The organism is Pseudomonas sp. SWRI22 (assembly GCF_014268395.2).
Taxonomy (GTDB): Bacteria; Pseudomonadota; Gammaproteobacteria; order Pseudomonadales; family Pseudomonadaceae; genus Aquipseudomonas; species Aquipseudomonas paracarnis.
Genome location: NZ_JABWQK020000002.1, coordinates 1,042,881 through 1,069,822 on the forward strand (window position 1 = coordinate 1,042,881; position 26,942 = coordinate 1,069,822).

The following is a 26,942-nucleotide window of genomic DNA, read 5'->3' on the forward strand; positions in this document are numbered from 1 at the left end:
CTAGAAATCCTTGCGCAGTTGCACGCCGAAGTAACGCTCATCGTCACGAGGCACGGCGCGGTAGATGTAGTTGCCGCCGCTGGCTAGCAGCGGTGAGTAGGATTTGTCGGCGAGGTTCTTCGCCAACAGCGCCACGCGCCAGCCATTGGTGTAGTCGGCCAGGGCCACGCTGGCGTTCCAGATGCCGTAGGCGCCTTGTTTGGTGTTCAGGTTCTGGCTGATGTCGTACTGCACTTCGCTCTGCCAGCTGTAGTCAGTGCCCAGTTCGATATCCAGGCCGTTATCCAAGGGGATGCTGTAGTCGGCGCGCACGTAGCTTTTCCAGTCCGGGCTGAAGGGCAGTGGCTTGCCATTGACGTTGCAGGTTGCCGCTGCGCCTGGCGGGCACGCGAACTGATCGATGCGTGCCCGCGTATAGGCCAGTGCACCGGAGAGCTTGAGTTGCTGGGTGGCTTGCAACGCGTAATCGAGCTCGACGCCTTCGGTGCTGACGCTGCCGGCGTTGATCAGGCGCGTCACGACTTGGCCGGCGACGGTGTCGAAAAAGTTGGCCTGGTAGTTGTCGTAGTCACTGTGGAACACCGCCAGGTTGGTGGTCAGGCGGTTGTTCCAGGCCGTGGCCTTGATTCCGGCTTCCCAAGTATTGGAGGTCTCTGGCTTGAGCGCGTCGGTGTCGCGCGGCTGCATGTTGAAGAACACGTTGTAGGCAGGTCCTTTGTAGCCACGCGAGTAGGTGAGGTAGCTGGTGATGTTGTCGCTGAGGTCGTACTGCACACCCAGCCGACCGGACCAGCCGTCCTCATCCACCGAACCCGAACTTGATGTTGCCGGTTGGATGCCGCTGACGGTGGTGAGGGAGGTGGACACGCGGCGATGGTCGTACTTCAAGTCGTCATGGGTGTAACGCAACCCGGCGATGCCGCGAAAGCGCGAGGTGAAGTTGAGCGTGGTCTCGCCGAACGCCGCGTAGCTGTCGCTGGTGGTGTTGTAGTTAGCAATGCCTCTATCGACACGCGTCGTGGTGGTGAGGGTGCGCTGATAGGTCTCCTCATCCTTGCCATGCATGTAGAACAGGCCGCCGACGTACTCAAGGAACTCACCTTTGGGCGAGGCCAGGCGCAGCTCCTGGGAGTACTGGTCGAACGCCAGGTCGCCTTTGTCGGCGGTGCCGGGGAACGCGGCGGTGACCGTGCCGAGACGGTCGCCATCCTGATATTGAATGTTGTCCCAGCCGCGCCAGGCGGTGATCGAGGTGAGGGTGTAGTCGCCCAGGTTCCAGTCCAACTGTGCCGACAGGCCCTTGTTGGTGTCTTGCACATGGCTGCGGGTATCGGTGTTGATATCGCGGTTGTCGCTTGAGGCGCGCACCGGCCTCAAGGCATTGCTGAACGCCGGGTTCAGGGACTTGCTGACCACACCATTGGGCGCGTCATCGTGGGACTGCATGTAATCGGCGATCAGGGTCAGCTTCACGTCGTCGTTTGGCGTGAACTCCAGCTTGCCGCGAACGCCCTTGTGGTTGTAGCCATTGACCTCCTGACCGTTATGGCGGTTGTCGACGTTGCCGTCGTAGCTGCCGAACAAGGTGCTGATCGAGCCTTTGAGTACCTCCGGTACCAGGCTGCCGCCGATGCCGAAGCGCGTGCGGCTTTCATTGCCGCTGTAGAACGACTGATCGATAAACCCGTGGGTCTGGGCCGTCGGCGCCTTGCTGGTGATATTCAGCACGCCGGCCGAGGCGTTCTTGCCGAACAGCGTGCCTTGCGGGCCGCGCAGTACTTCGATGCGCTCAAGGTCCAGCAGGTCGAGTGTGGCCTGGCCGGGGCGTGCATAGACCACGCCGTCGATCACCGTGGCCACAGTGGGCTCTACCCCAGGCGAGGTAGAAATGGTGCCCACGCCGCGCACGAACAATGAGGTGTCCTTGTTCGAAGCACCGGTGCGAAAGTTCAGCGATGGCACCTGCTGCGCGATGCTCGCCACCCCGTTGCGATTGTCACGCTCCAGTTGCTCGCCCTCAAGCACCGAGACGGCCACCGGGACTTTTTGCAGCGATTCTTCGCGGCGGGTAGCGGTGACTGTCACGGATTGGAGCGTGGGTTCCTGCTCATCAGCTGCAACAGCGCCGCAGACGGGCAAGGCGCTGAGGCCGGCCAGAAGCAACAAATGGGTGTGCCGTGGAAAGTTATGCATGCTGTGCCCGCTCGAAAAAATACCCTGGTCCGCTGCGGTTCTGCGACCGTCAGCGCCTGTGAACATGTCTTGGGCATTCGCTCGAGCGAGTAGCAGACAGCGCGCTTTGTTAGCGCTAACATCGGCATTATTGAAGCGGGCCGTTTAGAGCGTCAAATACTAAAAAATTAGTTTTATATTCCTTTTTTATAGGGCTATTTCGTGAGCGAACACCCACCGCGCAAACGCCGGGGCGCCGGACGCGTCACCCTGAACACCGTGGCACGCCAGGCCGGGGTGTCGGCCATTACCGTGTCGCGTTACTTCAACCAACCTGAACAGGTCTCGCCCGAGCGCCGCGAGCGTATCGCCGAGGTGGTGGCGCAATTGGGGTATGTGCCCAATCTGGTGGCCGGTGGCTTGGCCTCTGCGCGAGGCAAAATCGTCGCGATGGTGATTCCGAATATCTCGGGGCCGATTTTTGCCAATACGCTGCAGGGCTTCAGCGACACCCTCAGTCGTCACGGTTACCAGCTGTTGTTGGCCTCCAGCTATTTCAGCATCGAACAGGAAGAAAGCGCGGTGCGTGCCTTTCTCGGCTGGTCGCCGGCAGCGCTGGTGCTGACCAGCCGCTTTCACAGCCCTGGCACCGAGAAGATGATCACCGAGGCAGATATACCGATCGTCGAAACCTGGGACTACGTGCCGGAACGCGCACCGTTGCAAGTGGGTTTTTCTCATTATGAAGTGGGCGTCACCGCCGCTCGCTACTTGCATGGCAAAGGCTATCGGCGCATCGCCTTCGTACAAAACAGTGCAGTGGGCGACTTCAGCGCATTGGAGCGGCGCGATGGGTTTACCGCGACCCTCTCCGAGTTGGGTGTGCAGCCGTGGGTCTTTGTGCCGGACGCCGACCGTGCGCCCTTCGAAGCCGGCAAGCAGGCCATGGAAGCGCTGATGGGGCAGGCGGTCACGCCCGACGCGATTTTCTTCGCCAACGATAACCTCGCCGCCGGCGGTTTGCTGGCCGGTCAACGCGCCGGGCTGAGCATTCCCCAGGACTGCGCCGTATTGGGATTTGGCGACTACCCGTTTGCCCACATGTTGCTGCCCAGCCTCAGCACCCTCCAGCCACCCGCGTTGGAGATTGGTGTACTCGCTGCCACACGCGTCCTGCAAAGTCTGGGCGTATTAGCCACCGATGAAGTTAATCGCTTGAATCTTTTGCACTGTCAGTTAATTGAAAGAGAGAGCACCTGAATGACCCGCCGTTATGGCTAATTGCAACTAGTGGCTATTTGCTGCTAACGCTCTAAATCAGTGCATTGGGCAATGTTTTGTATTTAATTACCCCCTTATCCGGAACTAGGGCTATAACTTCCAGTCGATACACCCGGCTAACGCCTGCCTGGGCTATGGCGAACTAATGGCATTGTTCGGTAGTTCTAAATAGCCATACTTTTCGCAACGTTAGATATTCCTCAATGATGTCCTCAGCGCCCATCGATGCTTGCAAGATGCAGATCCCGCATACCGACCAGGTGTGCGCGTGGCTGATGCAGCACGCCGGGCTCAAAATCGCTGATCTGGAACGCGCCCAGCGTTTATCCACTGAGCCTGGCGACCTGCTCGGTTTACTCACGCGCCTGGGCCTGGTGTCCGAAGTCGAACTGGCTCGCGCGTGGGCCGATTTGCTGGATGCGCCACTACTGGTGGCCGACGCGGCGCCGCCGTTGCTCGACCCGCTTCCCGTGCTCACCGAGCGCTTTATGCGCCATTACCAGCTAGTGCCGATGGGTTGGCATCAGGGCGGGTTGCGCGTAATGGCCGCCAACCCGGCGCAGTGGTATCCGTTCCAGGCCCTGGCGTATGCCTGTGAGGTGCCGGTCTGGCTGGCCGTCGGTTCGCATAATGAAGTCGAGACGCTGATCGAGCGCTATTACGGCCAGGGCCGTTCCGCCATGGGCAGCCTGGTCGAAAACCTCGATGAGCAGGGCGGCGTGCTGGAGGACATCGAACACCTCAAGGACATGGCTTCCGAAGCGCCAGTGATTCGCCTGGTCAATCTGATCCTGCAGCGCGCCGTGGAACAGCGCGCCTCGGATATCCATATCGAACCCTTCGAAAACCAACTCAAGGTGCGCTACCGCATCGACGGCGTGCTGCACGACGCCGAAGCACCGCCTGCCAGTTCGTCGGCGGCGGTGATCTCGCGGGTGAAGATCATGGCGCGCCTGGACATTGCCGAACGACGCCTGCCCCAGGACGGGCGCATCATGCTGCGCATCCAGGGCAAAGCGTTGGACCTGCGGGTGTCCACGGTGCCCACCAGCTTTGGCGAGTCGGTGGTGATGCGCCTGTTGGACCGGCAAACCGTGCAATTCGATTTCCCCAGCCTGGGCTTTGATGGCCCGCGCCTTGCGGCCTTCCAGGATCTATTGGCGCGGCCCCACGGCATCCTGTTGGTCACCGGGCCCACAGGCTCGGGCAAAACCACCACGCTCTATACCGCGCTGTCGCAACTCAACACGGCTGAACGCAAGATCATCACCGTGGAAGACCCGGTGGAATACCAGCTTGAAGGGATCAACCAGATCCAGGTCAAGCCCGCCATCGGCCTGGACTTTGCCGGAGCGCTGCGCGCCATCGTGCGCCAGGACCCGGACGTGATCATGATCGGCGAAATCCGCGATCTGGAAACCTGTCGTATCGCCGTACAGTCCTCCCTCACGGGTCACTTGGTGCTCTCAACCCTGCACACCAACAGCGCCGCTGCGAGTATCACGCGCTTGCTGGACATGGGCGTGGAGAGCTACCTGATTGCCTCCACGGTCAGCGGTATTCTCGCCCAGCGCCTGGTGCGGCGCCTGGACCCGGCCACGCGCGTGGCCTTCCAGGCCCCGCCGGAATTGATCAAGGAGCACGGGCTGGATCGCCTGACCGAGCAGCGTCCGATCCTGCTTTACCGCGGTGACTATCACGGCCGCAGTGCCCTCACTGAGTTGTTGGTAATGAACGACGAGTTGCGTGGCCTGCTGATGGGCCACGCCGACGCCGCCAGCCTCGAGCACGCCGCCCGCCGCTCCGGTTTGCGCACCTTGTATGAAGACGGTTTGCGCCAGGCCCTGGCCGGTGTCACCTCCCTGGAAGAAGTGTTGCGTGTCACCCGTGGAGATGACGTGTGAGCCTGTTCAAGTTCCGCGCCCTGGACAGCCAGGGCGTGGCCCAGACCGGCACGTTGCAGGCCATTGACCAGGCGGCCGCTGTCGCTGTCTTGCAGCAGCGCGGGTGGTTGCTGCTGCACATCGAAACGGCCAGCAGCCCCTTGTTGCGCCAGGCGCACGGGCAGTTGAAGGGCGCAGCGCTGGTGAGTTTCACCCAGCAATTGGCCACGTTATTGGGCGCCGGCCAGCCCCTCGAACGCGCTTTGAACCTGTTGCTCAAGCAAGCCCGCCATCCTCAGGTGCGGGCCTTGATCGAGCGTATCCGCGACCAGGTCAAGGCCGGCAAACCGCTGTCGGCTGCGCTGGAGGAGGAGGGCGGCACGTTTTCCCCGCTGTACCTGAGCATGGTGCGCGCCGGTGAAGCCGGCGGGGCGCTGGAAGGCACCCTGCGCCAGCTCAGCGACTACCTGGAGCGCAGCCAGTTGCTGCGCGGCGAGGTGATCAATGCGCTGATCTACCCGGCGTTCCTGGTGGTGGGTGTACTGGGTTCCCTGGCGCTGTTGCTGGCCTATGTGGTGCCGCAATTCGTGCCGATTTTTCAGGACCTTGGCGTACCGATTCCACTGATCACCCAGGTGATCCTGGCGCTCGGCGAGTTCCTCGGCGCCTATGGCCTGGTGGTGCTGGCCGGGTTGTCGATCAGTGGGTGGATCCTGGCGGCGCGCCTGCGCGACCCCCTTCGCCGTGAGCGTTACGACCGTCACCTGCTGAGCATCCGCGTGATCGGCCCGCTATTGCAACGGGTGCAAGCCGCCCGCCTGACCCGCACTCTCGGCACGTTGCTCAGCAACGGCGTGGCGCTGCTGCCCGCGCTGGTGATCGCCCGGCAAGTCTGCAGCAACCGTGCGCTCCAGGCGCAAGTGGCGCTGGCCGCGCAACGGGTCAAGGGCGGCGGCACCCTGGCCGATGCGTTCGGCCGCCAGCCGCTGCTACCGGAGCTGGCGCTGCACATGATTGAAGTCGGTGAACAGGCCGGCGAACTGGACAGCATGCTGCTCAAGGTCGCCGACATCTTCGACGTCGAGGCCAAGCGCGCCATCGAACGCTTGCTCGCGGCACTGGTGCCGACCCTGACCGTGGTCATGGCGGTGCTGGTGGCGGTGATCATGCTGGCGATCATGCTGCCGTTGATGAGCCTCACCAGCCATATATGAACTTTCAAGGAGCAGAACCGATGAAAACCCGACACCGCCAAGGCGGCTTCACCCTTTTGGAAATGCTGGCGGTGATCGTGCTGTTGGGCATTGTCGCAACCATTGTGGTGCGCCAGGTCGGTGGCAATGTGGACAAGGGCAAGTACGGCGCGGGCAAGGCGCAATTGGCAAGTTTGAGCATGAAGATCGACAGCTACGCCCTGGACGTGGGGGCGCCGCCCAACAACCTGCAACAACTGCTCGACAAGCCGGCCAGTGCTTCCAACTGGTCCGGCCCCTACGCCAAGCCTTCGGAGCTGAAAGACCCGTTCGGCCACGGGTTCGGCTATCGCTTCCCCGGTGAGCACGGTGCCTTCGACCTGATCTTCTACGGCCAGGACGGCCAACCCGGCGGCGAGGGCTACAGTGCCGACCTGGGCAACTGGGAATAACCCGCCCGTGGCCCAGCGAGGCTTTACCCTGCTGGAGATGCTGGTGGTCATTCTATTGATCGGCATTGCGGCGGGGTTGTTGGGGCTGGGTGTACGGCAAGGGCTGCAGGTGGCCAAAGAGCGCCGGGTGGTCGCGCAGATGGTCGAGGCGCTGCGCGCCACGCGGGCGAGTGCCATCGTCAGCGGCCAGGCGGCGCGCACTCAGTTCGACCTCCAGGGCCGCTCGTTCCAGGCTCCAGGGCGTGCGTCACAGCAGTGGCCAGCGCAGGTGCAAGTGACCTTGCACAGTGCCGAGCAGGCTGGGCCCGCGGTGGTGTTCTATCCCGACGGCAGTTCCACAGGCGGTAACCTGCTGCTGGCCAACGGCAGCCGTCGTTGGCGCATCGACATTGGCTGGCTTACCGGCAGTGTGCAGTCCAAGGCGCTGCCATGAAGCACCAGGCCGGTTTCACCCTGCTGGAAATGCTCGCCGCCCTGACGTTGATGGCGGTATGCAGCAGCGTGTTGCTGGTTGCCTTCGGCCAGAGCGCGCGCGCCTTGTCCCAGGTGGCCCGCAGCGACCGCCTCAGCCATGCCGCGCTCACGGTGCTGGACCAGGAAGCCGCCGGCCCGCTGACGGAGGGAACCCGCCAAGGCGAACTCGAGGGTATCCATTGGCAATTGACCAGTACCCGCCAACAGCCGCACCTGTTTCGTCTCGACCTTAACGTGCGTGAAGGCGCGCATCAGGCGCACTTCAGCACCTTGAAGGCGCGCCTGTGAAGCGCCGGGAGCAGGGCTTCGCGCTGCTGGAAGTGCTCGTGGTGCTCAGCTTGCTGTCGGTGTTGTTGTTGCTGGTGAGCGCAGCGTTGCTGGGGGCCAATCGGGCGGTGGCCAAGGCCCAGGCCTACACCGTCAGCCTGGATGAAATGCGCGCCGCCCAACAGTTTTTGCGCACCTCGATCAGCGAGGCGCTGCCGCTAAAGCTCACTGACGATGACAGCCAGGCAGAAGGTTTTTTTATCGGCACGCCTGAACGTCTGCAGTTTGTGGCGACCTTGCCCGGTGTATTGGGCGGGGGTATCCAGCGCTTTACCCTGCAACGGGTCGGGCAGGATCTGCAGGTGGCTTTTTCGCAGAGGGCCTCCCACGCCAACGCGCAGCGCGATGAGCCGCAGGTGCTTTTGCATGACGTCGAGGCGCTGCAGTTCAGCTACCGCGGTGTCTCGCCACTGGGCCAGCCCACCGACTGGTTGAGCCCGTGGCCCTGGCCCCGGCGCCTGCCCACAGCGGTGCGCATCGACGCCTCCGTCGACGGGCCGGTGCCATGGGTCGCCCAGGTGGTTGCGCTGCGCCTGAACCTGTCCAGCGCGAGCAGCGAAGAATGAAGCGCCAACGCGGTGCGGCCCTGTTGCTGGTGTTGTGGGTGCTGGCCTTGCTCAGCGTATTGCTGGGTGGCCTGGCCGGGTGGGTGCAACTGCAAAGTCGCCAGGCGCTGTGGCTGCGCCAGCACACTCAGACACTGTTGGCCGCCCAGGCCGGTATCGCACAGGTGATGGCGCAAGGGCAGTGGGTGGCGGACGGGCGTTCTATTGCGCTGACCTTCGACGACGCCCGCTTGCAGGTCAGTGTGCGCAGTGAGCGCGGCAAGCTGTACCTGGTCAACGCCGCCCCCCAGGACCTCACGCGCCTGGCCCTGGCCTGCGGCGCAACACCGGTTCAGGCCCAGCAGTTGGCCAAGGCCCTTGAGACTCGCCGCCATCAGGGCCTGGCGCCGTTTCGGGTGCTGGAGGAGGTACGTCAACTTCCCGGCATGACCCCGGCGCTCTACAGCCAACTACTGCCGCACATCACCTTGTGGAGCGACCTCGACCGGCCCGCTCCGGCATTCGCCAGCCCCCTGATGCGCAAGGCGTTGAACCTGCCACGCCAGGACGCCGAGGGCGTCGACCCCGGCCAGGTCGTGGAAATCGACAGCCGCGCCGAGCGCCCCGGCGGCTATCAGGCACGCCTGCGACTGACCCTTTTATTGAGCCCTGCGGAGGACAGCGCACAGCCCTATCGGGTGGTGCGGTGGCAAGAATGATTCAACTCGAACCGATTGCCCGCTATTGGCGCGGCAGCCTGCTGCAACAAGGTTGGCGCTTGTGGCTCACGGAGTTACGCGGCTGTGTGCCCAAGTGGCTGGCGTTCCAGGAACCTCCCGAGCTCGTTCATCACTGGCCGCTGACGGCACCGGTGGTCCCAGGCAATACGCGCCAGGTGCTGATGCTTGCTCCTGATGCCGTGTTGCAGCAAAGCGTGCAACTGCCTCTGGCTGCCGCGCGCAACCTCGTGGAGGTGGTTGGCTATGAACTGGACCGCTACACCCCGTTCAATGCCGAGCAGCTCTACTTCGTCGCCCGCCAGGAGCGGCGCACACCCAGCCACCTGGAGGTGAGGGTGGTGGCGATCCTGCGCGAGCGCCTTGACCAGGTCCTCACTGACTGCGCCGCCCTCGGCCTGTACCCACACCGCGTGGATGTGGCGGGCCTGGGTATCGACCTGCTGCCCGCGCCGTTACGCCCGCGTTCGCGGCCTGCCGGCAAGCAATTGCAGCGCAGCCTGCCGTGGTTGTGCGGCGCGTTGCTGATCGCGGCGATGCTGTTGTGGCTCAACGACCGCCAGCGGGTACTCGACAGCATGCACGCCACTGTCCAACAGCAAAAAGCCGAGGTCGCCCAGGTGCACGCCCTGCGCCAGCAACTGCTCAACACCCGTGGCGCGGCGCAGTACCTCAGCCAGCGTAAACGGGCGCAACCGCCCCTGGCCGCGCTGCTGAATGACTTGACCAGTTGCCTGCCCGCCGACACCTGGCTCGACCAATTGGACGTCAAGGACGGCGAGGTGAGTTTCTCCGGCCAGAGCGCCAAGGCCAGTGGCCTGATCAGCCGCATCAAAGGCTGCCAGCGCTTGGACAACGCGCAGTTCGAAGGGGTGATCCAACCCGACGCACGCACCGGCAAGGACCAGTTTTCCTTGCGTGCCCACTTACGCCAGGAGGCCGCCGATGCGCCGACCCCTCACACGCCGTGAACGCCGCGGCGCCGCCTTGTTGACCCTGGCGTTGGTGCTCGGCGCGGCCTATTGGCTGTTGATCGACAGCTGGTTCGCCGGGCCGCTGCGGGCCATGGGTGAACAGGCCGAACAGTTGCGTGAACAGCAGCAGCGCTATGCCAGCGTCATACGCCAGGGCGATGCCTTGCGCGAACAGTTGGCGCAAGCACAGCAAGACCCGGCCAGCAGCGCCAGCCTGTTGCCAGGGGACGACCCGGACGTGGTCGCCGCCGACCTGATGCAGCGTCTCGCCGACCTGATCAACAGCCACGCCAACCTCGGTGGCGGCTGCAACCTCACCCAGCGCAAACCGATCACGCCTGAACAGAACGACAGCGAGCCCTATCGTCAGGTCAAGGTTAGCCTCACGCTCAATTGCGCCATCGAACCGCTGACCGCGATCCTGCATGGGCTGGAATATCAACCGCCTTTTCTGTTCGTCGATGAGTTGCATATCCGTCGCGACAAACAGGCGCCAGCCAGTGGCGGGGCGGGCAAGCTGGCGGTGCAACTGCTGGTGCGCGGCTACCTGCAACCGGCGCGGGTGGCGCCATGATTGGCCCATTGCGTCCTCTTGAATGGGGTTGGCTCGGCATGGCCGGGCTCTTGGGGCTGTTGATGGCGATGATCCTCAGCAGCATCGGCGACGCACCCCGGTGGTTACCCGATGCGCCGGTGCACGCGCCACCCTCGTTCCAGGTGCAAGCCGCTCCCACGCCAGCGTTGCAAGACCTTGCCGGTACCTGGCAAACGCCGCTGTTCAGCCCGGATCGCCGCCCGGACCGGGAGGTGGGTAAAACCCAGGTGGCGAGCCTGGCCAACCTGACCCTCAGCGGCATCATGATCACCGGCAACCTGCAAATGGCCATGCTCAAGCAAGCCGGTGGCCCAACGCTCACGGTGCGCTTGGGCCAGGCGCTGCCCAACGGCTGGCGCCTGGAACACCTGACCCCGCAATACGCCCGTTTTGCCCTCAACGGGCGCACCCAGACCCTGAGCCTCTACGGTAAGCGGTTACCCCTGAACTCACATCCCCGCGAGTCTCTCCCTTGATCGATATGCGCACTTCGCTGTTTTGCCTGGCTACCGCCGTCTCCCTGGGCGGCTGTGGATCTTTGCCCGACACTCTCGACCCGGACGACGACCTGCTGCACGAGGCCCTGCAGGGCACCGGCGCACAACGCCCGCCGCTTCAGGCGCCTGTGGCCGAAACCGCTCCACCTGCCACCCAGGCTCCGCCGCAGCGCCAGCTCATTCGTGGCAATCAAGCGTTCGTGCGCCAGCCCGCGGCAGCCGTAAACGTGCCGGAGCAGGGCGGCGACATCGTGTTCAACTTCGCCGATCAGCCCATCGAGGCCGTGATCAACAGCGTGATGGGCGACCTGCTGCACGAGAACTACAGCATCGCCGAGGGCGTGAAGGGCACTGTCAGCTTCTCCACCTCCAAGCCCGTGGACAAACAGCAAGCGCTGTCGATTCTCGAAACCCTGCTGTCCTGGACCGACAACGCCATGATCAAACAGGGCAACCGCTATGTGATCCTGCCGGCCAACCAGGCAGTGGCGGGCAAGCTGGTGCCGCAGATGCGCGTGGCGCAACCGGCCAGCGGCCTCTCGGCACGTCTGTTTTCACTGCGCTATATCTCGGCCACCGAGATGCAGAAACTGCTCAAACCCTTCGCCCGTGAAAACGCTTTTTTGTTGGTGGACCCGGCGCGCAATGTCCTGAGCCTGGCCGGCACGCCCGACGAACTGGCCAACTATCAGGACACCATCGACACCTTCGACGTGGACTGGCTCAAGGGCATGTCGGTGGCGGTGTTCGGCCTGCAACGCGCCTCGGTGGCCGAGCTGATGCCCGAGCTGCAAGCCATGTTCGGCGCGGACAGTGGCACACCCCTGGCCGGCATGCTGCGGTTCTTGCCGGTCGAGCGCACCAACTCGGTGGTGGCGATTTCTTCCCAGCCCCAGTACCTCAGCGAAGTGGGCGACTGGATCCGCACCATCGACGAGGGCGGCGGCAACGAGCCGCAGATGTATGTGTACGACGTGCGCAATATGAAGGCCGCCGATCTGGCCAAGTACCTGCGGCAGATCTACGGCAATGGCGCGATCAAGGATGACGCCCCGGCGAAAGTAGCGCCGGGGTTGCGTACCACCACCTTGTCCTCGTCCACCAGTGCCGGTTTGCAGGCGAGCGCCCCGGTGCCCGCAGCCGAAGAACCTGAATCCGAGCCTGCCGAAAACACCCAGGCATCGCCCACCAGCGACCTCGAGGCGGGCACGCGCATCACCGCGCAAAAAAGCAGCAACCAACTGCTGGTGCGCACCCGCCCGGCGCAATGGAAAGAAATCGAAGCGGCGATCAAACGCCTCGACAACCCACCGCTGCAAGTGCAGATCGAGACGCGCATTCTGGAGGTCAAGCTCACCGGCGAACTGGACCTGGGGGTGCAGTGGTACCTGGGCCGCCTGGCCGGTAATTCCACCAGCACTACGGTGGCCAACGCCTCCGGCAGCCAAGGCGCCCTGGGCGGTGGCGGGGCAGGGCTGGGGGCGGCGGACTCGTTGTTCTACTCCTTCGTCAGCTCCAACCTGCAAGTGGCCCTGCACGCCCTGGAAACCAACGGCCGCACCCAGGTGCTGTCGGCGCCATCGCTGGTGGTGATGAACAACCAGCCGGCGCAGATCCAGGTGGGGGACAACATTCCCATCAGCCAGACCACCGTCAATACCGGGGACGCCGACACCACCTTGAGCAGTGTGGAATATGTGCAGACGGGGGTGATTCTGGATGTGGTGCCGCGCATCAATCCGGGTGGGCTGGTGTACATGGATATCCAGCAACAGGTCAGTGATGCCCAGAACCCGACGGGGAACAGTGAGACGCCGGTGAACCCGCGTATCTCCACGCGCTCGGTGTCCACCCAGGTGGCGGTGCAGAGTGGCCAGACGGTGCTGCTCGGCGGGTTGATCAAGCAAGACAATGCTGAGAGCGTCAGTGCCGTGCCTTACCTGGGGAAGATTCCGGGGTTGCGCTGGTTGTTTGGCAATACCAGCAAGTCCAAGGACCGCACGGAGCTGATTGTGCTGATTACGCCGAGGGTGATTACCAGCAGCAGCCAGGCGCGGCAGGTGACGGATGATTATCGCCAGCAGATGCAGCTGTTGCGCCCTGCTCAATGATCCTGGCTGCACCGAGTACCCATGTGGGAGGGGGCTCGCTCCCGATGGTGGCTTGACACTCCGCAATCAAAAATGTGGGAGCTGGCTTGCCTGCGATGACAGCCTGCCAGCCGACACCTATCAACCTGACACCCCGCGATCAAAAATGTGGGAGCTGGCTTGCCTGCGATAACGGCGTGCCAGCCGACGCCTATCTACCTGACACTCCGCAATCAAACTGTGGGAGCGGGCTTGCTCGCGAAGGCGGCCTAACAGGCGACGCAGTTATACCGGGTACATATCCATTCCTGCGGTAACGGCCACTTAGGGTTCCGCCCTGACGGCGGCTCACTTTGCAAAAGCGGCAAAGTAAGCAAAACGCTCTTGCCCCACCACTCGGCACCTCGCCTGGGCTCGGTGTGCCCGTAATCCGCCAGTGATTTGGGGGGCCGCCGCCACGCGCCATCCATGGCGCGGGGCGGCTAAACCGGCATCCCTGCCGGTTTACCCCCCAAATCCCTGTCGAATTCCGGCCAGCGTGGTTTGACGGGGCGCTTAAGATCAAAAGCAGATCAAGATCAAGAGCGGCTCGCTTCGCATCGTGGTTACCGTCCTTAGTTACCGTTGCGATGGGGGCGTGTCAGTAAATGCATTTTGGCTGGCCCACAGTCATCAGGAGCACGCCCCCTTCCACACTTTGAGCGTTCTGCGCGCTCAGATTAAAAATCATTTTTATGAATAATTGTTTTTATAAATAATGAAAGTACAGAATATTAGCTTATGCCCAAATAGCATTATATTTTTAAAATCCATTCCGTTATGTTTGATCCCAACAGCCTACCCCTGACCTCGGATGGTACCCAGCGTGATTCAGATTCTGCGCGCCTGACCGGGTAATCATCCCGCCGCCGCAGAGTCGTTGGACGGGAGCTCAACGTATGTTGCCACTTCAAACCCCTCGCTTGCCCCACACCTAGCCCAAGCCGCATCGCCCCTTTGACTACCGGCCACGTCGCGCCAGGCGCGTGCCTGCCCGACTTTGCGATTTGGAAAAAGCTGGGAATGGATATGAAGCAAATTCTGCAACCTACTGCTGCCCTGACCCTGTCGCTGTTCGCCGCAGCAGCCCAGGCCCAGGATGACAGCACCTTGTCGACGGTCGTTGTGACCGGCAACCGTGGCGCCGAGCAGCGCACGGTCACCAGCAGCCCGGTGCCGATTGACGTGGTCAGCGCCCGGCAATTGCAAAACACCGGCAAGCCCGGGTTGATGGAGGCGTTGAGCGCGGTGATCCCTTCGCTGACCCTGCCGGAAAAAACCGGTTGGGACGCCAGCGGCATTGCCCGGGCACCGAACCTGCGGGGTTTGAGCGCCGCCGAAGTGTTGGTGCTGGTCAACGGCAAGCGCCGCCACACCAGTGCCACCTTGAATATCAACGGCATCAACACCGGCGCGGCGCCGGCTGACCTGGACCTGATCCCCATCAGCGCCATCGACCATGTCGAAGTGCTGCGCGATGGTGCGGCTGCCCAATACGGGTCTGACGCCATCGCCGGGGTGATCAACGTGATCCTCAAGGCCGACACCCGCGGTACCTCGGTGACCCACGCGGGCCTTGGCTACGACGGCAAGAAACAGACCGTGCAGCAAAGCCTCAACAAGGGCTTCGAAATCGGCAACGGCGGCATCGTGCAACTGGCCCTGGATGCACGCAGCCAGAACGATGACAACAAGGCCAGCGCCAACGGCTACACCTATGAGCAAGCCTATGGCCTGGCGGGCAAGTCCACCTATGGCGGCTACGGTACGCCCAAGACCAACCTGCTGACCCTGGGCTACAACGCCGAGTTGCCGATCGACGACAGCCTCAGCCTCTACTCCTTTACCACCTACTCGCGACGCAAGGCCGAGCAGGGGCAGAACTTCCGTCTGCCGACCATCACCAACACCATCACCACCGGGCCTAACGGTTACCCGGCCGGGTACACCCCGACCTGGTACATCGACGAGGACGACTTCCAGGCGGCGTTTGGTGGCAAGGGTACTGTGGGCGAGTGGGACTGGGACTTGTCTACCACCTATGGGCGCAACGAAGCGGAGCAGGGCACCACCCACAACCAGAACCCTTCCCTGGGCGAAGCCACGCCGAACAGCTTCACCTCCGGTACCTGGATTTCCACCGAGCTGACCACCAACCTGGACTTCAAGCGTGGCTTCGACATCGGACTGCAAAAGCCCTTGGACCTGTCCTATGGCTTCGAGCATCGGCGCGACACTTACGAGGTGCAAGCCGGCGATTACGCGTCTTATGCCAATGGCGGTTACTGCGTGGCGCCGGGTAACTGTGCGTCGTCCGGGGCACAGGTCACCAACGGTATTTCACCGGACGAAGAAAGCAGCGCGTCACGCAACAGCCTGGCCGGTTACGTGGATGTGGGTTTCAACCCCATGCCGGACTGGTACGTTGGCACGGCGGTGCGTTATGAGCATTACAACGAGGGCGTGGGCGCCACCCGCAGCGGCAAGCTGACCACCCGCTACGACTTCACCCCGCAGTTCGCGGTGCGTGCCACCGTGAGCAATGGCTTTCGTGCGCCGTCCCTGGCCAACAGTCTGTTCAGTGCGCGCTCCACCACCTATGGCGTCGTCGATGGGGTGTATCAGTCGATCAACTATGGCGTGCTCCCCGTGGGCTCGGCGGCGGCCCAGGCGCTAGGCGCGCAGGCGTTGAAGCCCGAGCGCTCCACCAACTTCAGTCTTGGTTTCACGCTCACGCCCACCGACCGCCTGAGCTTCACCGCCGATGCCTACGTGATCAACCTGCGTGACCGCATCACCCTTACCGGCACCTTGCTGGGCCCGGAAGTCACCCAGGTGCTGCAGAACAACGGCATCAACTCCACCTCCGGCGGCCAGTACTTTATCAACGGCGCCGACACCCGCACCAAGGGTCTGGACCAGGTCAGCAGCTACAACCAGGACCTGGGCGCGTTCGGCGCGCTGAAGTGGACCGCCGCGTTCAACTGGAACCAGACCCAAATCCGCAACTACAAGGAATCCACCCACATTCTTGGTACCTCCTACGACCTGATGGACCGCCAGGCGCGCAACCTGATCACCGGCGTGCAACCCAACACCAAGCTGATCCTGGGCGGTGACTGGAGTATCGAACGCTTCAACCTCAACCTGGCCCTGACCCGCTACGGCTCGTACAAGGAAGTGAACTCATCGGCCAATCGTGACCTGGACCGGGTCTACAACGCCCGCTGGATCACCGACCTCGACCTGGGCTACAGCCTCACCAAAGACCTGAACATCGCCATCGGCGCCAAGAACCTGTTCGACCTCTATCCCAAGAAACAAGGGGTGCCGAGCAGCACCATGGTTGCCAGCTACGGCACCTATTCGCCCTACGGTTTTACCGGTGGGTATTACTACACCCGGCTGACTTACGCCTTCTGAGGCCTGCGAGGAAAAGAACATGCCCATTGTCGCCAAACCCTATGACCTGCTGGATGAAGTCAGCGCCCAACCGCTGCGCCAGCGCCGTGCCGCCACGCCGATCAAGGCCTTGCGCGTGGTGCCGGCCCGGCACCCCTGGCGCTGCGCCGGGTCGATTTTCGCCGCGCTGGTATTACTCGCCATCGTGCACTCCCTGGCTACGAACCCGCGCTGGGAATGGGGGGTGTTCGGCCAGTGGTTCTTTTCGCCCTCGGTGCTGCGCGGGTTGGGCCAGACGTTGCTGCTGACGCTGTTGAGCACAGTCTTCAGCATCCTGCTGGGTACCGCGCTGGCCCTGGCGCGGTTGTCGGGTTCGCCGTTGCTGGCGGCGTTGGCCTGGGGCTATATCTGGTTTTTCCGGTCGATGCCGGCGCTGCTGGTGCTGATCATCCTCTACAACTTTGCCTACCTGTACGACCACATCGTGCTAGGCGTGCCGTTCACCGACCTGGTGTTCGCCGAGTGGTCGACGGTGGATGTGCTCAGCCAATTTACCGTGGCCGTCCTGGGCTTGAGCCTGATGCAGGCGGCCTACGCGGCGGAGATCATTCGCGGTGGGCTGATTGGCGTGGATGCCGGCCAGCATGAGGCGGCGGCGGCCTTGGGGTTGCCGGCCTCTCGACGCATCTTCCGGATCATCCTGCCCCAGGCACTGCGCTCGATCTTGCCGTCGGGGTTCAATGAAATCATCGGCCTGGTCAAGGGCACCTCGATTGTCTACGTGCTGGCCTTGCCCGAGCTGTTCTATACCGTGCAGGTCATCTACAACCGCACCCAGGCGGTGATCCCGTTGCTGATCGTCGCCACGGTCTGGTACCTGATCATCACCACCGTGCTCACCAGCGCCCAGTACTACGTCGAGCGCCACTTCGCCCGGGGCACCGCGCGGGCGCTGCCACCCACGCCGTTGCAGCGCGTGCGCCGCTGGTTCAAGGAGAAGGCCCATGCCTGAAGCACGCGCCGGGCGCATTCAGATCCAGGGCGTGGGCAAGCGCTTTGGCAACCAGCAGGTACTCGATCATATCGACCTGAGCATTGACCCTGGCAAGGTCACGGTGATCCTCGGGCCGTCCGGCTCGGGCAAGTCCACCTTGCTGCGCACCATCAACCATTTGGAGAAGATCGACAGCGGGCATATCACCATCGACGGTGAGTACGTCGGATATCGGCGCAAAGGCGAGCTGCTTTTTGAACTCACCGAACGCGAGATTCTCAAGCGCCGTATCGACGTGGGCTTCGTGTTCCAGAACTTCAACCTGTTTCCCCACCTCACCGCCTGGGAAAACATCGCCGAAGCGCCCCTGGCGCACAAGCGCTGGAGCCGGCTGCAGGCCCGTGACAAGGCCGATGAATTACTCGCCAAGGTCGGCCTGGCGGACAAGGCCGACGCCTACCCGCGCCAGCTCTCCGGCGGCCAACAGCAACGCGTCGCCATCGCCCGGGCCTTGGCGCTCGACCCCAAAGTGCTGCTGTTCGACGAGCCCACCTCGGCCCTCGACCCGGAACTGGTGGGCGAGGTGCTGGACGTGATCAAGGGCCTGACCCAACTGGGCGTGACCCTGGTGATCGTCACCCATGAGATCGGCTTTGCCCGCGAAGTGGCCGACCACGTGGTGTTCCTCTGCGACGGCCAACTGATCGAAGAAGGCCCGCCCGAGCAGATCCTGCGCCAACCCCGACATCCCCGCACCCAGGCCTTTCTCGGCAAAGTGCTTTAGTTCAAGGAGTGACTGCCCATGTTTATCACCACTGCCCGTGTCGTCCTGCTGGCAATTGCCGGGGCCGCTGCCCACAGCGCATTTGCCGTGCAACAGGTCGACCTCAGCCCCGATCGCCCGCGCATCCATGCGCCACGCAATGAAGCGGCCATCGCGCAGATCCCGCCCGGCTTCAAGTTCGCCCAGCCGGGCAAGTTCACCGTGGCCGTGTCAGGCGTAGCCGGGCCACCGCTGGCGCTGCTGGCCAGTGACGACAAGACCACCATCGGCAGCGAGGCGGACACCGCCCAATTGGTAGCCGACAGCCTTGGCCTGCAACTCAACGTAGTGCAGACCAGCTGGGAAGACTGGCCCCTGGGCGTCAGCTCGGGCAAATACGACGCGGTGATCAGCAACGTCACCGTGACCGAGGCGCGCAAAAAGCGTTTCGACTTCGCCACCTACCGCCAGGATGTGCTCGGGTTTTACGTCAAGAGCACCAGCAAGATCAGTGAGATCAAGCAGGCGGCGGATATTGCCGGGCTGAAGATCATCGTCGGCTCCGGCACCAACCAGGAAAAAGTCCTGCTGGCGTGGAACGAGGCCAATGAGAAAGCCGGCCTCAAACCTGCGTTGTTGCAGTACTTCGACGACCAGGCCGCCGCACAACTGGCGGTGCAGTCTGGGCGCAGCGACGCACTGTTCGGGCCGAACTCGGTGTATGCCTATTCGGCAGCGATCACCGGCGGCATCAAGCGTGTCGGCACCGTCAATGGTGGCTGGCCGTTGCAGGCGGATATCGCGGTGACCACGCGCAAGGACAACGGCCTGGTGCAGCCGATCCACACGGCACTGCAGGGTGCGATTGCCGGCGGCCAATACGAGCAGGTGCTGCAACGTTGGGGCCTGGATGTCGAGCGCGTCGACAAGTCGCTGATCAACCCACCGGGCCTGCCGGACTAGGAGCATCGACATGGGACTGACACGACGTGAAGCGCTATCGAGTATTGCCGCAGTCGGCGGTGAGAAGGCGGTCAAGGACGCATTGGCGGTGTTGGGTCTGGGCCCATCGTCACACCGCCGACCGCAACCGCTGAAACTCAAGGACGACCTGGGGCAGGGCACTCGGGTTCTGGTGCTGGGCGCCGGAATTGCCGGGCTGGTCACTGCGCTGGAGTTGACGCGCGCCGGCTTCAGTGTGCAGGTGCTGGAGGCCCGCGAGCGCGTGGGTGGCCGCACATGGACCCTGCGTAACGGCGACCGCGTGGACTATAAGGACGGTCGCTCGCAGACGGTGGGGTTTGACCCAGGCCAGTATTTCAACGCCGGGCCGGCGCGCATCCCCAGCCAGCACCGCACGATCCTCGATTATTGCAGTGAGCTTGGCGTGCCGTTGGAAGTGCTGGTCAACAGCAGCCATGGCGCCCAGGTGCGGCCGGACCTCAGCCAAGCGGCGTTCAGTGTCGGCCAGGCGCTCAACGATACCCGCGGGCATCTGTCGGGGTTGCTGGCCAAGGCGGTGCAACGCGACGCTCTCGATGATGTATTAAGTGGCGAAGAGCGCACACGCCTGCTCGGTTTTTTGCAGGTGTACGGTGACCTGTCCCAAGAGCTGGCTTTTGAAGGCACCCTGCGCTCCGGGCACCTTGAATCTGCCGCCCACCCTGGCGCCTTGCCCGTCCGCCATAAACCGTTGGGGTTGGACCGCTTGCTGCACCCGGAACTCTGGGGCGCTCTGTTACACACCGAATTCCCGGAGTTTTCGGCCACCATGTTCCAGCCAGTGGGCGGCATGGACCGCATCACCGAGGCCTTCTACCGACGCGTGCAGGAGCAGGTGCAACTGGGCGCCCAGGTGCGGCAGATCCGCCAGCTGGAGGACGGCGTGGCGGTGACTTACCACGACCAGCACATTGGCCGTGAACAGGTGGTGCGTGCCGACTTTCTGGTCTCCACCTTGCCGCTGCCCCTGCTGGCCAAGCTCGATACGGACTTCAGCGCGCCGGTCAAGGCGGCCCTGCTCAGCACCCGCAGCGACCAGGCGACCAAGGTGGCCTGGCAATCCCCGCGCTTTTGGGAGACCGACTACCGTACCTACGGCGGCTTGTCGTGGATCGAGCACCCGGCGCGCCTGCTGTGGTACCCCAGCAACGACCTCAACACCCGCGAAGGCGTGCTGGTGGCCGGTTACGTGACCGGCGAGGGCGCCGACGTGTTTGGCGGCCAGCCCCTCAATCAGCAGTACGCCGCTTCCAGGCAAGCCGTGGAGCTGTTGCATCCAGGTTACTCCAGGCACTTGCGCAGCCCTTTGGCGGTGTCCTGGGAGCAGATCCCCTACAGCGAAGGCCCGTGGTTGCAACGCGAACACTTCCCCGCCGAGGCCCACGCCCTGCTTGAACAGCCCCATGGCCGGATGTACTTCGCCGGCGACGGCCTGGTGCAGAGCGGCGTGGGTATCTGGCAGGAATCGGCAGCCAACTCGGCGCGCCATGTGGTCGCGCAACTGGCCGAGCGCATCACCCAACAACACCAACTCGCGGCGTTGGCCGCATCCTGAGGAGCCTCACCATGAGCGACAGCATTCAACGCACCAGCGTCGGCGAATTTCCCATCTCGCAAACCGTCACCGTGCCGGCCTCGGCCAGCCTGGTGTTTGTCAGCGGCACGCTGCCGGACCCCGCCGACCCGAAGGTGCCTGGGGTGTATGGCGACACCGAAGTGCAGAGCGTTTCAGTGTTCAACAAACTGCGCCAGATCCTGCGCCAACACGACCTGGACCTGGGCGACATCGTGCAGTTACGGGTGTTTCTGGTCGGCGCCGAGGAGACCGGTGGCAAGCTGGATTTTGCCGGGTTGCAGCGCGGCTATACCCAGTTCTTTGGCACGCCCGAACAGCCAAACAAACCGGCGCGCACCGCGTTGCAAGTAGTGGCGTTGCCGTTGCCGGGGGCGTTGGTGGAGGTGGAGGCGATTGCGGCCAGGGCGGTGTGATCACACCCGTCACTCTGTGGCGTGGAGCCTTTGCTCTGTCGCTTGATCGATCAGTGCCCGCAACGCTTCGAACAAGGGTTGGGCATCTGTGTGTTTTTTGCCGTAGGCCAGGTTGAAGGCGTAATCGAAATCGGGAGGGTTCAGCCCCTGGGTGTGCTGCAGCAGGGTCTCCAGTTTGTCCATGGCCTTGACGGCTTTTGCTTCCGGCGAAAGCGCGTTCTCGTAGTCATCCCATAACGCCAGGATCTCGGCTTTCAGGGGGCTGTCCAGGGACTGCGCCAAGAGCAGCAGATCGCGCCGTTCCTGTTCGCCCTTGTTGGGAAAGGCCACCTGATTAACCGCAGGGACATCGCCGTGGATGGCTTCTCCCAAATCATGGATAACGCACATCTTGAGGATTTTCAGCAGGTCCAGGCCGGGCAATTGATCAGCGAACACCATCGCCATCAGACACAGGCGCCAACTGTGTTCGGCCGTGCTTTCAGTGCGACCCGAAGCCGTGTGGGCGCTTCTGAGCACATCCTTGAGTTTTTCCGCCTCGCGCAGAAAGTCGAGACGGCCTTTGATTTTTTCCATGTCCATGCTGCTGCCCCGCAAGGTCGGTTGTGCAGGTAAGCCTAGGTGTGGGAGTGCAGATCGTCCACGCATAAAGTATGCGCGGTGGGCTTTATAGTGTTTCGACTAGGCGTGCTGCGCTGCCATCGCTCAGGGTCATGCGTGTCCAGCGACAGATGCTGGGGCGTATGGGCACGAGGTTGGAATCGTTGCTTCCAGTGGCGAACTCAAGAGCCGCTGGCGCCTGAGTTTCGCGCCAGCCGGTGTGCTCCAGGCTGGCTTCGATCAGTTGGATTTGCGGCGTTGCGAAGCGCCACAACGACTGGCCCATAAGCTCGGCGAGCGGGCTGCTGAACTGGCGTGCGCGGGAGGGCGAGCACGCGAGCAGGCGGTGCGTCAGGTCGCACACCAGATGCATGGCTTGCGAGCTCTCACTGACCAGCCGGGCCAATGCCTGATCGGCGGCTGCATCAAGCCGGGCTGCCAACAGTTGCTCCAGCTGCTGATGCGCAGCCGGATCCATCGCTTGTACGCCGCTTTCCCAGCGCGAAATAGTCGATTGCGTGACGTTGAACAACTGCGCCGCATGACTTTGCTTGATGCGGTGCAGCAAACGCCACCGCCGCAGCGCAATGCCGGGCAAGGCAGGCTTGAGCAACGAGTGAGGCATCTGTGATTCCTGAGTTGGCGGGTTGATGACGAGTGTGATGACAAGAGGGCGGTGGTGCAAATGAGTGGGATGAACGGCCCACATGGTTACTCTCTATTCCTGCAACAGCAATGCCTGCTGCTTGAGCCTGCGTTTTTGTGCAAACGGCAAGCTCTCATCATCCCCATACGGCGCGCTATACCAGTTGCCGTAGCTCGGGTTGGGCAGCAGGAACCAACGCTGGCCTAGCCAATTCACATAGGGTTCGACGGCCTTGCGTTGTGCATCCAGGGTGTTGTGTTCGGCTTGCACGAAATCTCCCAGCGAGTCACCGGCCATCAACAGCACGCGGGCATGGCTGGCGACCCACTGGCGGCGGCACTGCTTGCCGTAGCCCGCGCTTTCGCAGTGGCCGATGGGGGTGCTGGCCGCCAGGATCTGTGCGTCGCTCTCAATCGGAAAGCCGCGCAAACGCAGGTTTTTGGCGGTGGCCGCGACCTGGCTGTGTTCGCGGTTGGTGAGGTAGTAAACCTGGATGCCTTTTTGCCGGGCCGCCTGCAGGAACGCTACCGAGCCTGGCAGTGCCTGGGCCTTGGCCTGGTTGACCCAGGTGTTCCAGCGGTCATAGGAATAGACCTGATTATTGATGATGTCGCGGGCGTTGAGGGGCACGTTGTCCAACAGCGTTTCGTCGATGTCCACCACCACGGCCGGGGGCAAGCCGGCCAGGTTGCGTGGGGCAAAGGGCAGGGCGTCCCAGCTCGGGTCGGCCAGGGCGACATCCAGTTGGCGGGTGGCATTGGCGAAGAGCTGGCGGTAGATCAACTCGTGCTCGATGGAGGTCTGGGTCCAGAGCACGGCGTCGAGTTGGTCATTGGCCGGCGGGTGTTGCTGGCAGCCCGGGAGGGCGGTGGTGAGCAAGCAGAGGCTGGCGAAGAACAGGTTGCGCATGGGCTGGGTCTCGAGGAACGTGGTGGCGTGGTCGGCGCGCCAGTCTAATCATTTGCGAGGCTCGCGGCTCGGTGCTGTTTCGGAATCGTCTTAAAGCCAGGCTTCACCCTTGGCGGGTAATGTAGCGAGCGTTGAAGGATCGTCGTCGCTGCCCATCTGCCAGGTTTGCCTATGTCCAATAAAACATTACGTTTTCTGATCGCCGACGGGGAGCATTTGCAGCGGGTCAAAATCGAGAAAATGCTCAACCAGTTGGGCTATTACCGTATCGCCCCCTTGAGCTCATTCGACGAAGTTCAGGCGCTGACGTGCTCGAACGGCGTGATGTTCGACCTGTTGATCATCAACACCGCGCTGGTGCGTTCGCGCCAGGTCGACCTGCTGAAGTTCTGCCGTGAAAACCCGATGATCCGGCACGCGCTGATCTATGACGGGCAGTGTGCGCAGCGGTCGGTGGTGCCAGTGTCGGCCAGCCAGACCTTGCATCTGTCCTTGTCGCAATCACCGGATTTCAATTCCCTGTGCCGTTGCCTGGAAATGCTCGACCCGGCGGCGATGGCGCGTGTCGCCGGGATGTCACCCAAGCGTTGAGCGTCAGCGCCCCCAGCTGGGCAGGTGGTGATTGCCCATTCGCCAATGGGGCTGCCGAGGCCTGAGGCACACACCGCCGACCCAACGCTCATGGCTGACGTGGTCCATCCAGTTGGCGTCGCCGTTCAATACAGCCTGCCCCAGTGGCGTCAACGCCAAGGGGCGCTTAGGCCATGGTTGATCCCTCTCTGTTTCCACCAGCAACGGCTGCTCGCCATCGATCAACGGCCGCATCAGCGCATGAAACATCAGGTCGCCAAGGAACGGCAGGGGTTCGCGCCTGGCCATCAACTCTGCGAAGACCCGGGCAAACGCCACTGGCCCGCTTTCGGCGATATACCTCAGCGCCAAGCGCTCGGTCAGTGAGAGGCCATCCTCAATCCCTGGCAACTCCTGCAATTGGCGGCGTAGCGCCGGTGCAAGCAGCGGCAGGCTCGGGTGAGCGGTACGGGCCAGTTCTGCCAGCTTGATCGGCGAGGGGGCGCAGTAAGCCGACCAGGCTTGTTTGGCCACGTGCACGGCCGCGTCGTCGATCAAGCGTCGCTGAGGCCACAGCCAGGCAAGCACGTCGGGCGCCAGTTGCCCGATGCCGATAAACCGTTCGACGCCCGGTATGCGGTCGACCTCGATCAGCTCAAGCTTTTTTGGCGCGCGTTCAAGGCTTGAGAGTGCGCGAATCAGGAACAGTTGGTCATAGGCGTCCGCTTCACACCACAGCACGCTATGTTCGGCGCCGGCCAGTGCGTCCAATTGGGTGTATTCCTCGTCAACGCGCAGGTTTACATCAGCAGGGGTCAAGGCAAAAGTCTGGCTGATAAAAGCGCTGCGCAGGCGGCGGAATTCGGCGCTGGGAAGATTGCGTACGGGGCCCATGCACAGTGGGTCGCTGAGCATCTGGAAGCGGCCCTTGAACCCAGCCACCAGCAAGCTGTGGGCAATGTCATTGCCACAGCGCCAATGGTGAGTGCGTGCCTCGTCGCTGGCCTCGAAACCGGGGTGGCGCGCAGCAAAGTCCAGGGCATCGATATGCGCCTTGAGCTTGGGCCAACTGGCAAAACCCAATTGCCTGGCGACCTGCCATTGGGCCTGGGCCAAGGTGGCGCTGGGGTCTAGTTTTTTCAGGTGCGACAACAGTTCCTTGGCGCGCTTGCGCTGCTGCTCAAGGTTGAGGCGGCCATTGGTAGAGGAGGCCAAAGGGCGTTGCGACATACGAGCTCCTTGCACAAACCTTTTCCGCTTCAAGGTTGGGAGTCGTAGAAATGTGGTGGAGCTGGGATGTCTTGGGCGCAGCCCTTTCCGCGGAAGGTGGCGTAGAGAGCGCCAGGCGGGAAATATAGGCAGCATTGCCGTTCGGTGCAACCCTGAAAATGTGGGCTTGCCCCAATGCCACTCTGTCAAGCGCAGTTCCCGTGTGGGAGCGGGCTTGCGAAAGCGGTAGGTCAGTCGCTGCATCTGTTACTGCACCACCGCTTTCGCAGGCAAGCCAGCTCCCACATTGAATCTTCGTGCATTGCGTTCGCTTAATTCATCGACATTGGGGCAGGTGCTGTTTTACTTGTCCTGGCGCGCAGCCAGGGTTTTTTGATGCTCGGCCAGGAAGGGTTGCTCCGCTGGATCAAAACGATCAATCCCGGCAGTGAAGCGGTGCCAGTAGGGGTACAACGGCTGACGGCGAGTGACGGCTTCGATGCGCGCCGACTGCTCTTCGGTGAGTTTCAGCTCGGTGGCCGCCAGGTTATCGCGCAGGTGTGCTTCCGTACGGGCGCCGATAATCAGCGAGGTTATCCCCGGGCGATCCTTGAGCCAGGCCAGGCAGGTGCGGGCGACCGAGACGCCGTGTTCATCACCGACGGCGGCGAGGGTCTCGATAATGTCCAGTGCACGTTCCTGGTCGTGGACGTAGGGTTCCGGCCAACCGCTGCCCTGGCGGGTATTGGCGGGCGGCTTGTGCCCGCGTCGGGTCGTGCCGGTCAGCAAGCCTTCGCCCATCGGGCCCCACACCAAAGTGCCAACCTGCTGGTCCAGGGCCAACGGCAGCAACTCGTACTCGGCCTCGCGGGATTCCGGGGTGTAGTAGATCTGCTGGGTAATCGGCTTGAGCATGCCGTGCAGTTCAGCCTTGCCCAGGGTTTTCATCATCTGCCAGGCGGTGAAGTTGCTGGTGCCGAAGTAGCGGATCTTGCCTGAGCCGACCAACAGGCGCAGGGCTTCCAGGGTCTCTTCGATTGGCGTCATGCCGTCCCAGTTGTGCAGTTGGTACAAGTCGATGTGGTCGGTGCCCAAGCGCTTGAGGCTGGCTTCGCAGGCGCGGATCAAGTGGTAGCGCGACGAGCCGGAGTTGTTGGGGTTGTCGTCTACCGGGCTGCGGCCCTTGGTGGCCAGCAGAATGTCGTTGCGCTTGTCGCCCAGCGCCTTGCCCACCACTTCTTCGGCCAGGCCGTGGGAATAGAGGTCGGCGGTGTCGACCATGTTCACCCCGGCGTCGAACGCCATATCGAACATGCGCTTGGCCAGGGGCACGTCTACCGCACCGCATTTTTCAAACTCTGCGCGACCGCCAAAGGGCACGGTGCCCAGGATGATTTCCGATACCAGCAGGCCGGAATGACCCAGTTGTCTGTACTGCATGTTGCCTCCTACTTAACGTTGCACGTGAAGGTGTGAACGATGGGGACGGCGATAGTTTGAATTTTTTCATGAAAACCTCGCGCCAAGCTTGGCTATGACGTCAATGAAGATTGTTTCGCTGGATGAAATGCTGGATTGTGAATCCTGGTCATTCCGCCA

Annotated in this window: 25 protein-coding genes; 19 read left to right on the forward strand and 6 right to left on the reverse strand. The window is 62.8% G+C overall.

All coding sequences use genetic code 11. The annotated features are described in order from the left end of the window. A complete protein-coding gene (locus HU730_RS22310; RefSeq protein WP_186527087.1) occupies positions 1 to 2,193 on the reverse strand; it encodes a TonB-dependent receptor in 2,193 nt (730 codons plus the stop codon). Positions 2,194 to 2,394: 201 nt separating this feature from the next. Here HU730_RS22310 and HU730_RS22315 point away from each other — a divergent pair, with 201 nt between their 5' ends. The 18 genes from HU730_RS22315 to HU730_RS22400 all read left to right on the forward strand — a co-directional run bounded on the left by HU730_RS22315 (position 2,395) and on the right by HU730_RS22400 (position 21,409). Continuing rightward, positions 2,395 to 3,432: a LacI family DNA-binding transcriptional regulator gene (locus HU730_RS22315; RefSeq protein WP_169922047.1), complete on the forward strand. Its 1,038-nt coding sequence runs from the start codon at positions 2,395 to 2,397 to the stop codon at positions 3,430 to 3,432. A gap of 257 nt (positions 3,433 to 3,689) precedes the next feature. Then, a complete protein-coding gene (locus HU730_RS22320; protein WP_254914153.1) occupies positions 3,690 to 5,357 on the forward strand; it encodes an ATPase, T2SS/T4P/T4SS family in 1,668 nt (555 codons plus the stop codon). After that, positions 5,354 to 6,550, forward strand: coding sequence for a type II secretion system inner membrane protein GspF (gene gspF / locus HU730_RS22325; RefSeq protein WP_186527086.1), 1,197 nt, complete (start codon positions 5,354 to 5,356; stop codon positions 6,548 to 6,550). Before HU730_RS22320 ends, gspF begins: the two co-directional genes overlap by 4 nt. A gap of 20 nt (positions 6,551 to 6,570) precedes the next feature. Continuing rightward, on the forward strand, positions 6,571 to 6,981 hold the full coding sequence (gene gspG / locus HU730_RS22330; protein WP_087715863.1) for a type II secretion system major pseudopilin GspG: 411 nt from the start codon (positions 6,571 to 6,573) through the stop codon (positions 6,979 to 6,981). A 7-nt stretch (positions 6,982 to 6,988) separates the two neighbouring features. Further along, the gene (locus tag HU730_RS22335; RefSeq protein ID WP_034128224.1) at positions 6,989 to 7,414 is read left to right on the forward strand and encodes a GspH/FimT family pseudopilin; all 426 of its coding nucleotides are present in this window, start codon (positions 6,989 to 6,991) and stop codon (positions 7,412 to 7,414) included. Next, positions 7,411 to 7,743 carry a type II secretion system protein gene (locus HU730_RS22340; protein WP_034128223.1) on the forward strand — a complete coding sequence of 111 codons (333 nt, stop codon included), beginning with the start codon at positions 7,411 to 7,413 and terminating at the stop codon, positions 7,741 to 7,743. The genes HU730_RS22335 and HU730_RS22340 overlap by 4 nt, the downstream gene beginning before the upstream one ends. After that, complete coding sequence (locus HU730_RS22345; protein ID WP_186527085.1) at positions 7,740 to 8,348, forward strand: prepilin-type N-terminal cleavage/methylation domain-containing protein; 609 nt, start codon at positions 7,740 to 7,742, stop codon at positions 8,346 to 8,348. The genes HU730_RS22340 and HU730_RS22345 overlap by 4 nt, the downstream gene beginning before the upstream one ends. Next, complete coding sequence (locus HU730_RS22350; RefSeq protein ID WP_060764331.1) at positions 8,345 to 9,046, forward strand: hypothetical protein; 702 nt, start codon at positions 8,345 to 8,347, stop codon at positions 9,044 to 9,046. The genes HU730_RS22345 and HU730_RS22350 overlap by 4 nt, the downstream gene beginning before the upstream one ends. Continuing rightward, on the forward strand, positions 9,043 to 10,035 hold the full coding sequence (locus HU730_RS22355) for a PilN domain-containing protein (RefSeq protein WP_186527084.1): 993 nt from the start codon (positions 9,043 to 9,045) through the stop codon (positions 10,033 to 10,035). The genes HU730_RS22350 and HU730_RS22355 overlap by 4 nt, the downstream gene beginning before the upstream one ends. Next, positions 10,010 to 10,612 carry a type II secretion system protein GspM gene (gspM, locus tag HU730_RS22360; RefSeq protein ID WP_032902001.1) on the forward strand — a complete coding sequence of 201 codons (603 nt, stop codon included), beginning with the start codon at positions 10,010 to 10,012 and terminating at the stop codon, positions 10,610 to 10,612. The genes HU730_RS22355 and gspM overlap by 26 nt, the downstream gene beginning before the upstream one ends. Beyond that, positions 10,609 to 11,109, forward strand: coding sequence for a general secretion pathway protein GspN (locus HU730_RS22365; RefSeq protein WP_106117803.1), 501 nt, complete (start codon positions 10,609 to 10,611; stop codon positions 11,107 to 11,109). The genes gspM and HU730_RS22365 overlap by 4 nt, the downstream gene beginning before the upstream one ends. 5 nt (positions 11,110 to 11,114) lie before the next feature. Then, positions 11,115 to 13,241: a type II secretion system secretin GspD gene (gspD, locus tag HU730_RS22370; RefSeq protein WP_186527146.1), complete on the forward strand. Its 2,127-nt coding sequence runs from the start codon at positions 11,115 to 11,117 to the stop codon at positions 13,239 to 13,241. A 1,047-nt stretch (positions 13,242 to 14,288) separates the two neighbouring features. Then, on the forward strand, positions 14,289 to 16,682 hold the full coding sequence (locus tag HU730_RS22375; RefSeq protein ID WP_186527083.1) for a TonB-dependent receptor: 2,394 nt from the start codon (positions 14,289 to 14,291) through the stop codon (positions 16,680 to 16,682). A gap of 19 nt (positions 16,683 to 16,701) precedes the next feature. Next, positions 16,702 to 17,673 carry an amino acid ABC transporter permease gene (locus HU730_RS22380; protein ID WP_186527082.1) on the forward strand — a complete coding sequence of 324 codons (972 nt, stop codon included), beginning with the start codon at positions 16,702 to 16,704 and terminating at the stop codon, positions 17,671 to 17,673. Then, the gene (locus HU730_RS22385; RefSeq protein WP_034128215.1) at positions 17,666 to 18,439 is read left to right on the forward strand and encodes an amino acid ABC transporter ATP-binding protein; all 774 of its coding nucleotides are present in this window, start codon (positions 17,666 to 17,668) and stop codon (positions 18,437 to 18,439) included. The genes HU730_RS22380 and HU730_RS22385 overlap by 8 nt, the downstream gene beginning before the upstream one ends. Before the next feature lie 18 nt (positions 18,440 to 18,457). Next, positions 18,458 to 19,381 (forward strand): ABC transporter substrate-binding protein, encoded by a 924-nt coding sequence (locus tag HU730_RS22390; protein ID WP_054917520.1) that lies wholly within the window; start codon positions 18,458 to 18,460, stop codon positions 19,379 to 19,381. A gap of 10 nt (positions 19,382 to 19,391) precedes the next feature. Next, positions 19,392 to 20,975: an FAD-dependent oxidoreductase gene (locus tag HU730_RS22395; protein WP_186527081.1), complete on the forward strand. Its 1,584-nt coding sequence runs from the start codon at positions 19,392 to 19,394 to the stop codon at positions 20,973 to 20,975. Positions 20,976 to 20,986: 11 nt separating this feature from the next. Beyond that, complete coding sequence (locus HU730_RS22400; RefSeq protein WP_072446228.1) at positions 20,987 to 21,409, forward strand: RidA family protein; 423 nt, start codon at positions 20,987 to 20,989, stop codon at positions 21,407 to 21,409. A 9-nt stretch (positions 21,410 to 21,418) separates the two neighbouring features. On the opposite strand, the gene HU730_RS22405 is transcribed toward HU730_RS22400, so the two are convergent. The 3 genes from HU730_RS22405 to HU730_RS22415 form a co-directional block, all read right to left on the reverse strand. After that, positions 21,419 to 21,991, reverse strand: a complete 573-nt coding sequence (locus HU730_RS22405; protein WP_034128211.1) for an HD domain-containing protein — start codon at positions 21,989 to 21,991, stop codon at positions 21,419 to 21,421. 85 nt (positions 21,992 to 22,076) lie between these two features. Then, positions 22,077 to 22,634 (reverse strand): helix-turn-helix transcriptional regulator, encoded by a 558-nt coding sequence (locus HU730_RS22410; protein WP_186527080.1) that lies wholly within the window; start codon positions 22,632 to 22,634, stop codon positions 22,077 to 22,079. A gap of 93 nt (positions 22,635 to 22,727) precedes the next feature. Beyond that, the gene (locus tag HU730_RS22415; protein ID WP_186527079.1) at positions 22,728 to 23,564 is read right to left on the reverse strand and encodes an HAD family acid phosphatase; all 837 of its coding nucleotides are present in this window, start codon (positions 23,562 to 23,564) and stop codon (positions 22,728 to 22,730) included. A gap of 171 nt (positions 23,565 to 23,735) precedes the next feature. Between HU730_RS22415 and HU730_RS22420 the strand changes: the two genes are divergently transcribed. Next, positions 23,736 to 24,155 (forward strand): chemotaxis protein CheY, encoded by a 420-nt coding sequence (locus HU730_RS22420; RefSeq protein ID WP_186527078.1) that lies wholly within the window; start codon positions 23,736 to 23,738, stop codon positions 24,153 to 24,155. Between the two features lie 3 nt (positions 24,156 to 24,158). On the opposite strand, the gene HU730_RS22425 is transcribed toward HU730_RS22420, so the two are convergent. After that, positions 24,159 to 25,364, reverse strand: coding sequence for a DUF1835 domain-containing protein (locus tag HU730_RS22425; RefSeq protein ID WP_034128207.1), 1,206 nt, complete (start codon positions 25,362 to 25,364; stop codon positions 24,159 to 24,161). 342 nt (positions 25,365 to 25,706) lie between these two features. Beyond that, a complete protein-coding gene (locus HU730_RS22430; RefSeq protein ID WP_186527077.1) occupies positions 25,707 to 26,783 on the reverse strand; it encodes an aldo/keto reductase in 1,077 nt (358 codons plus the stop codon). Positions 26,784 to 26,942: the final 159 nt, after the last annotated feature.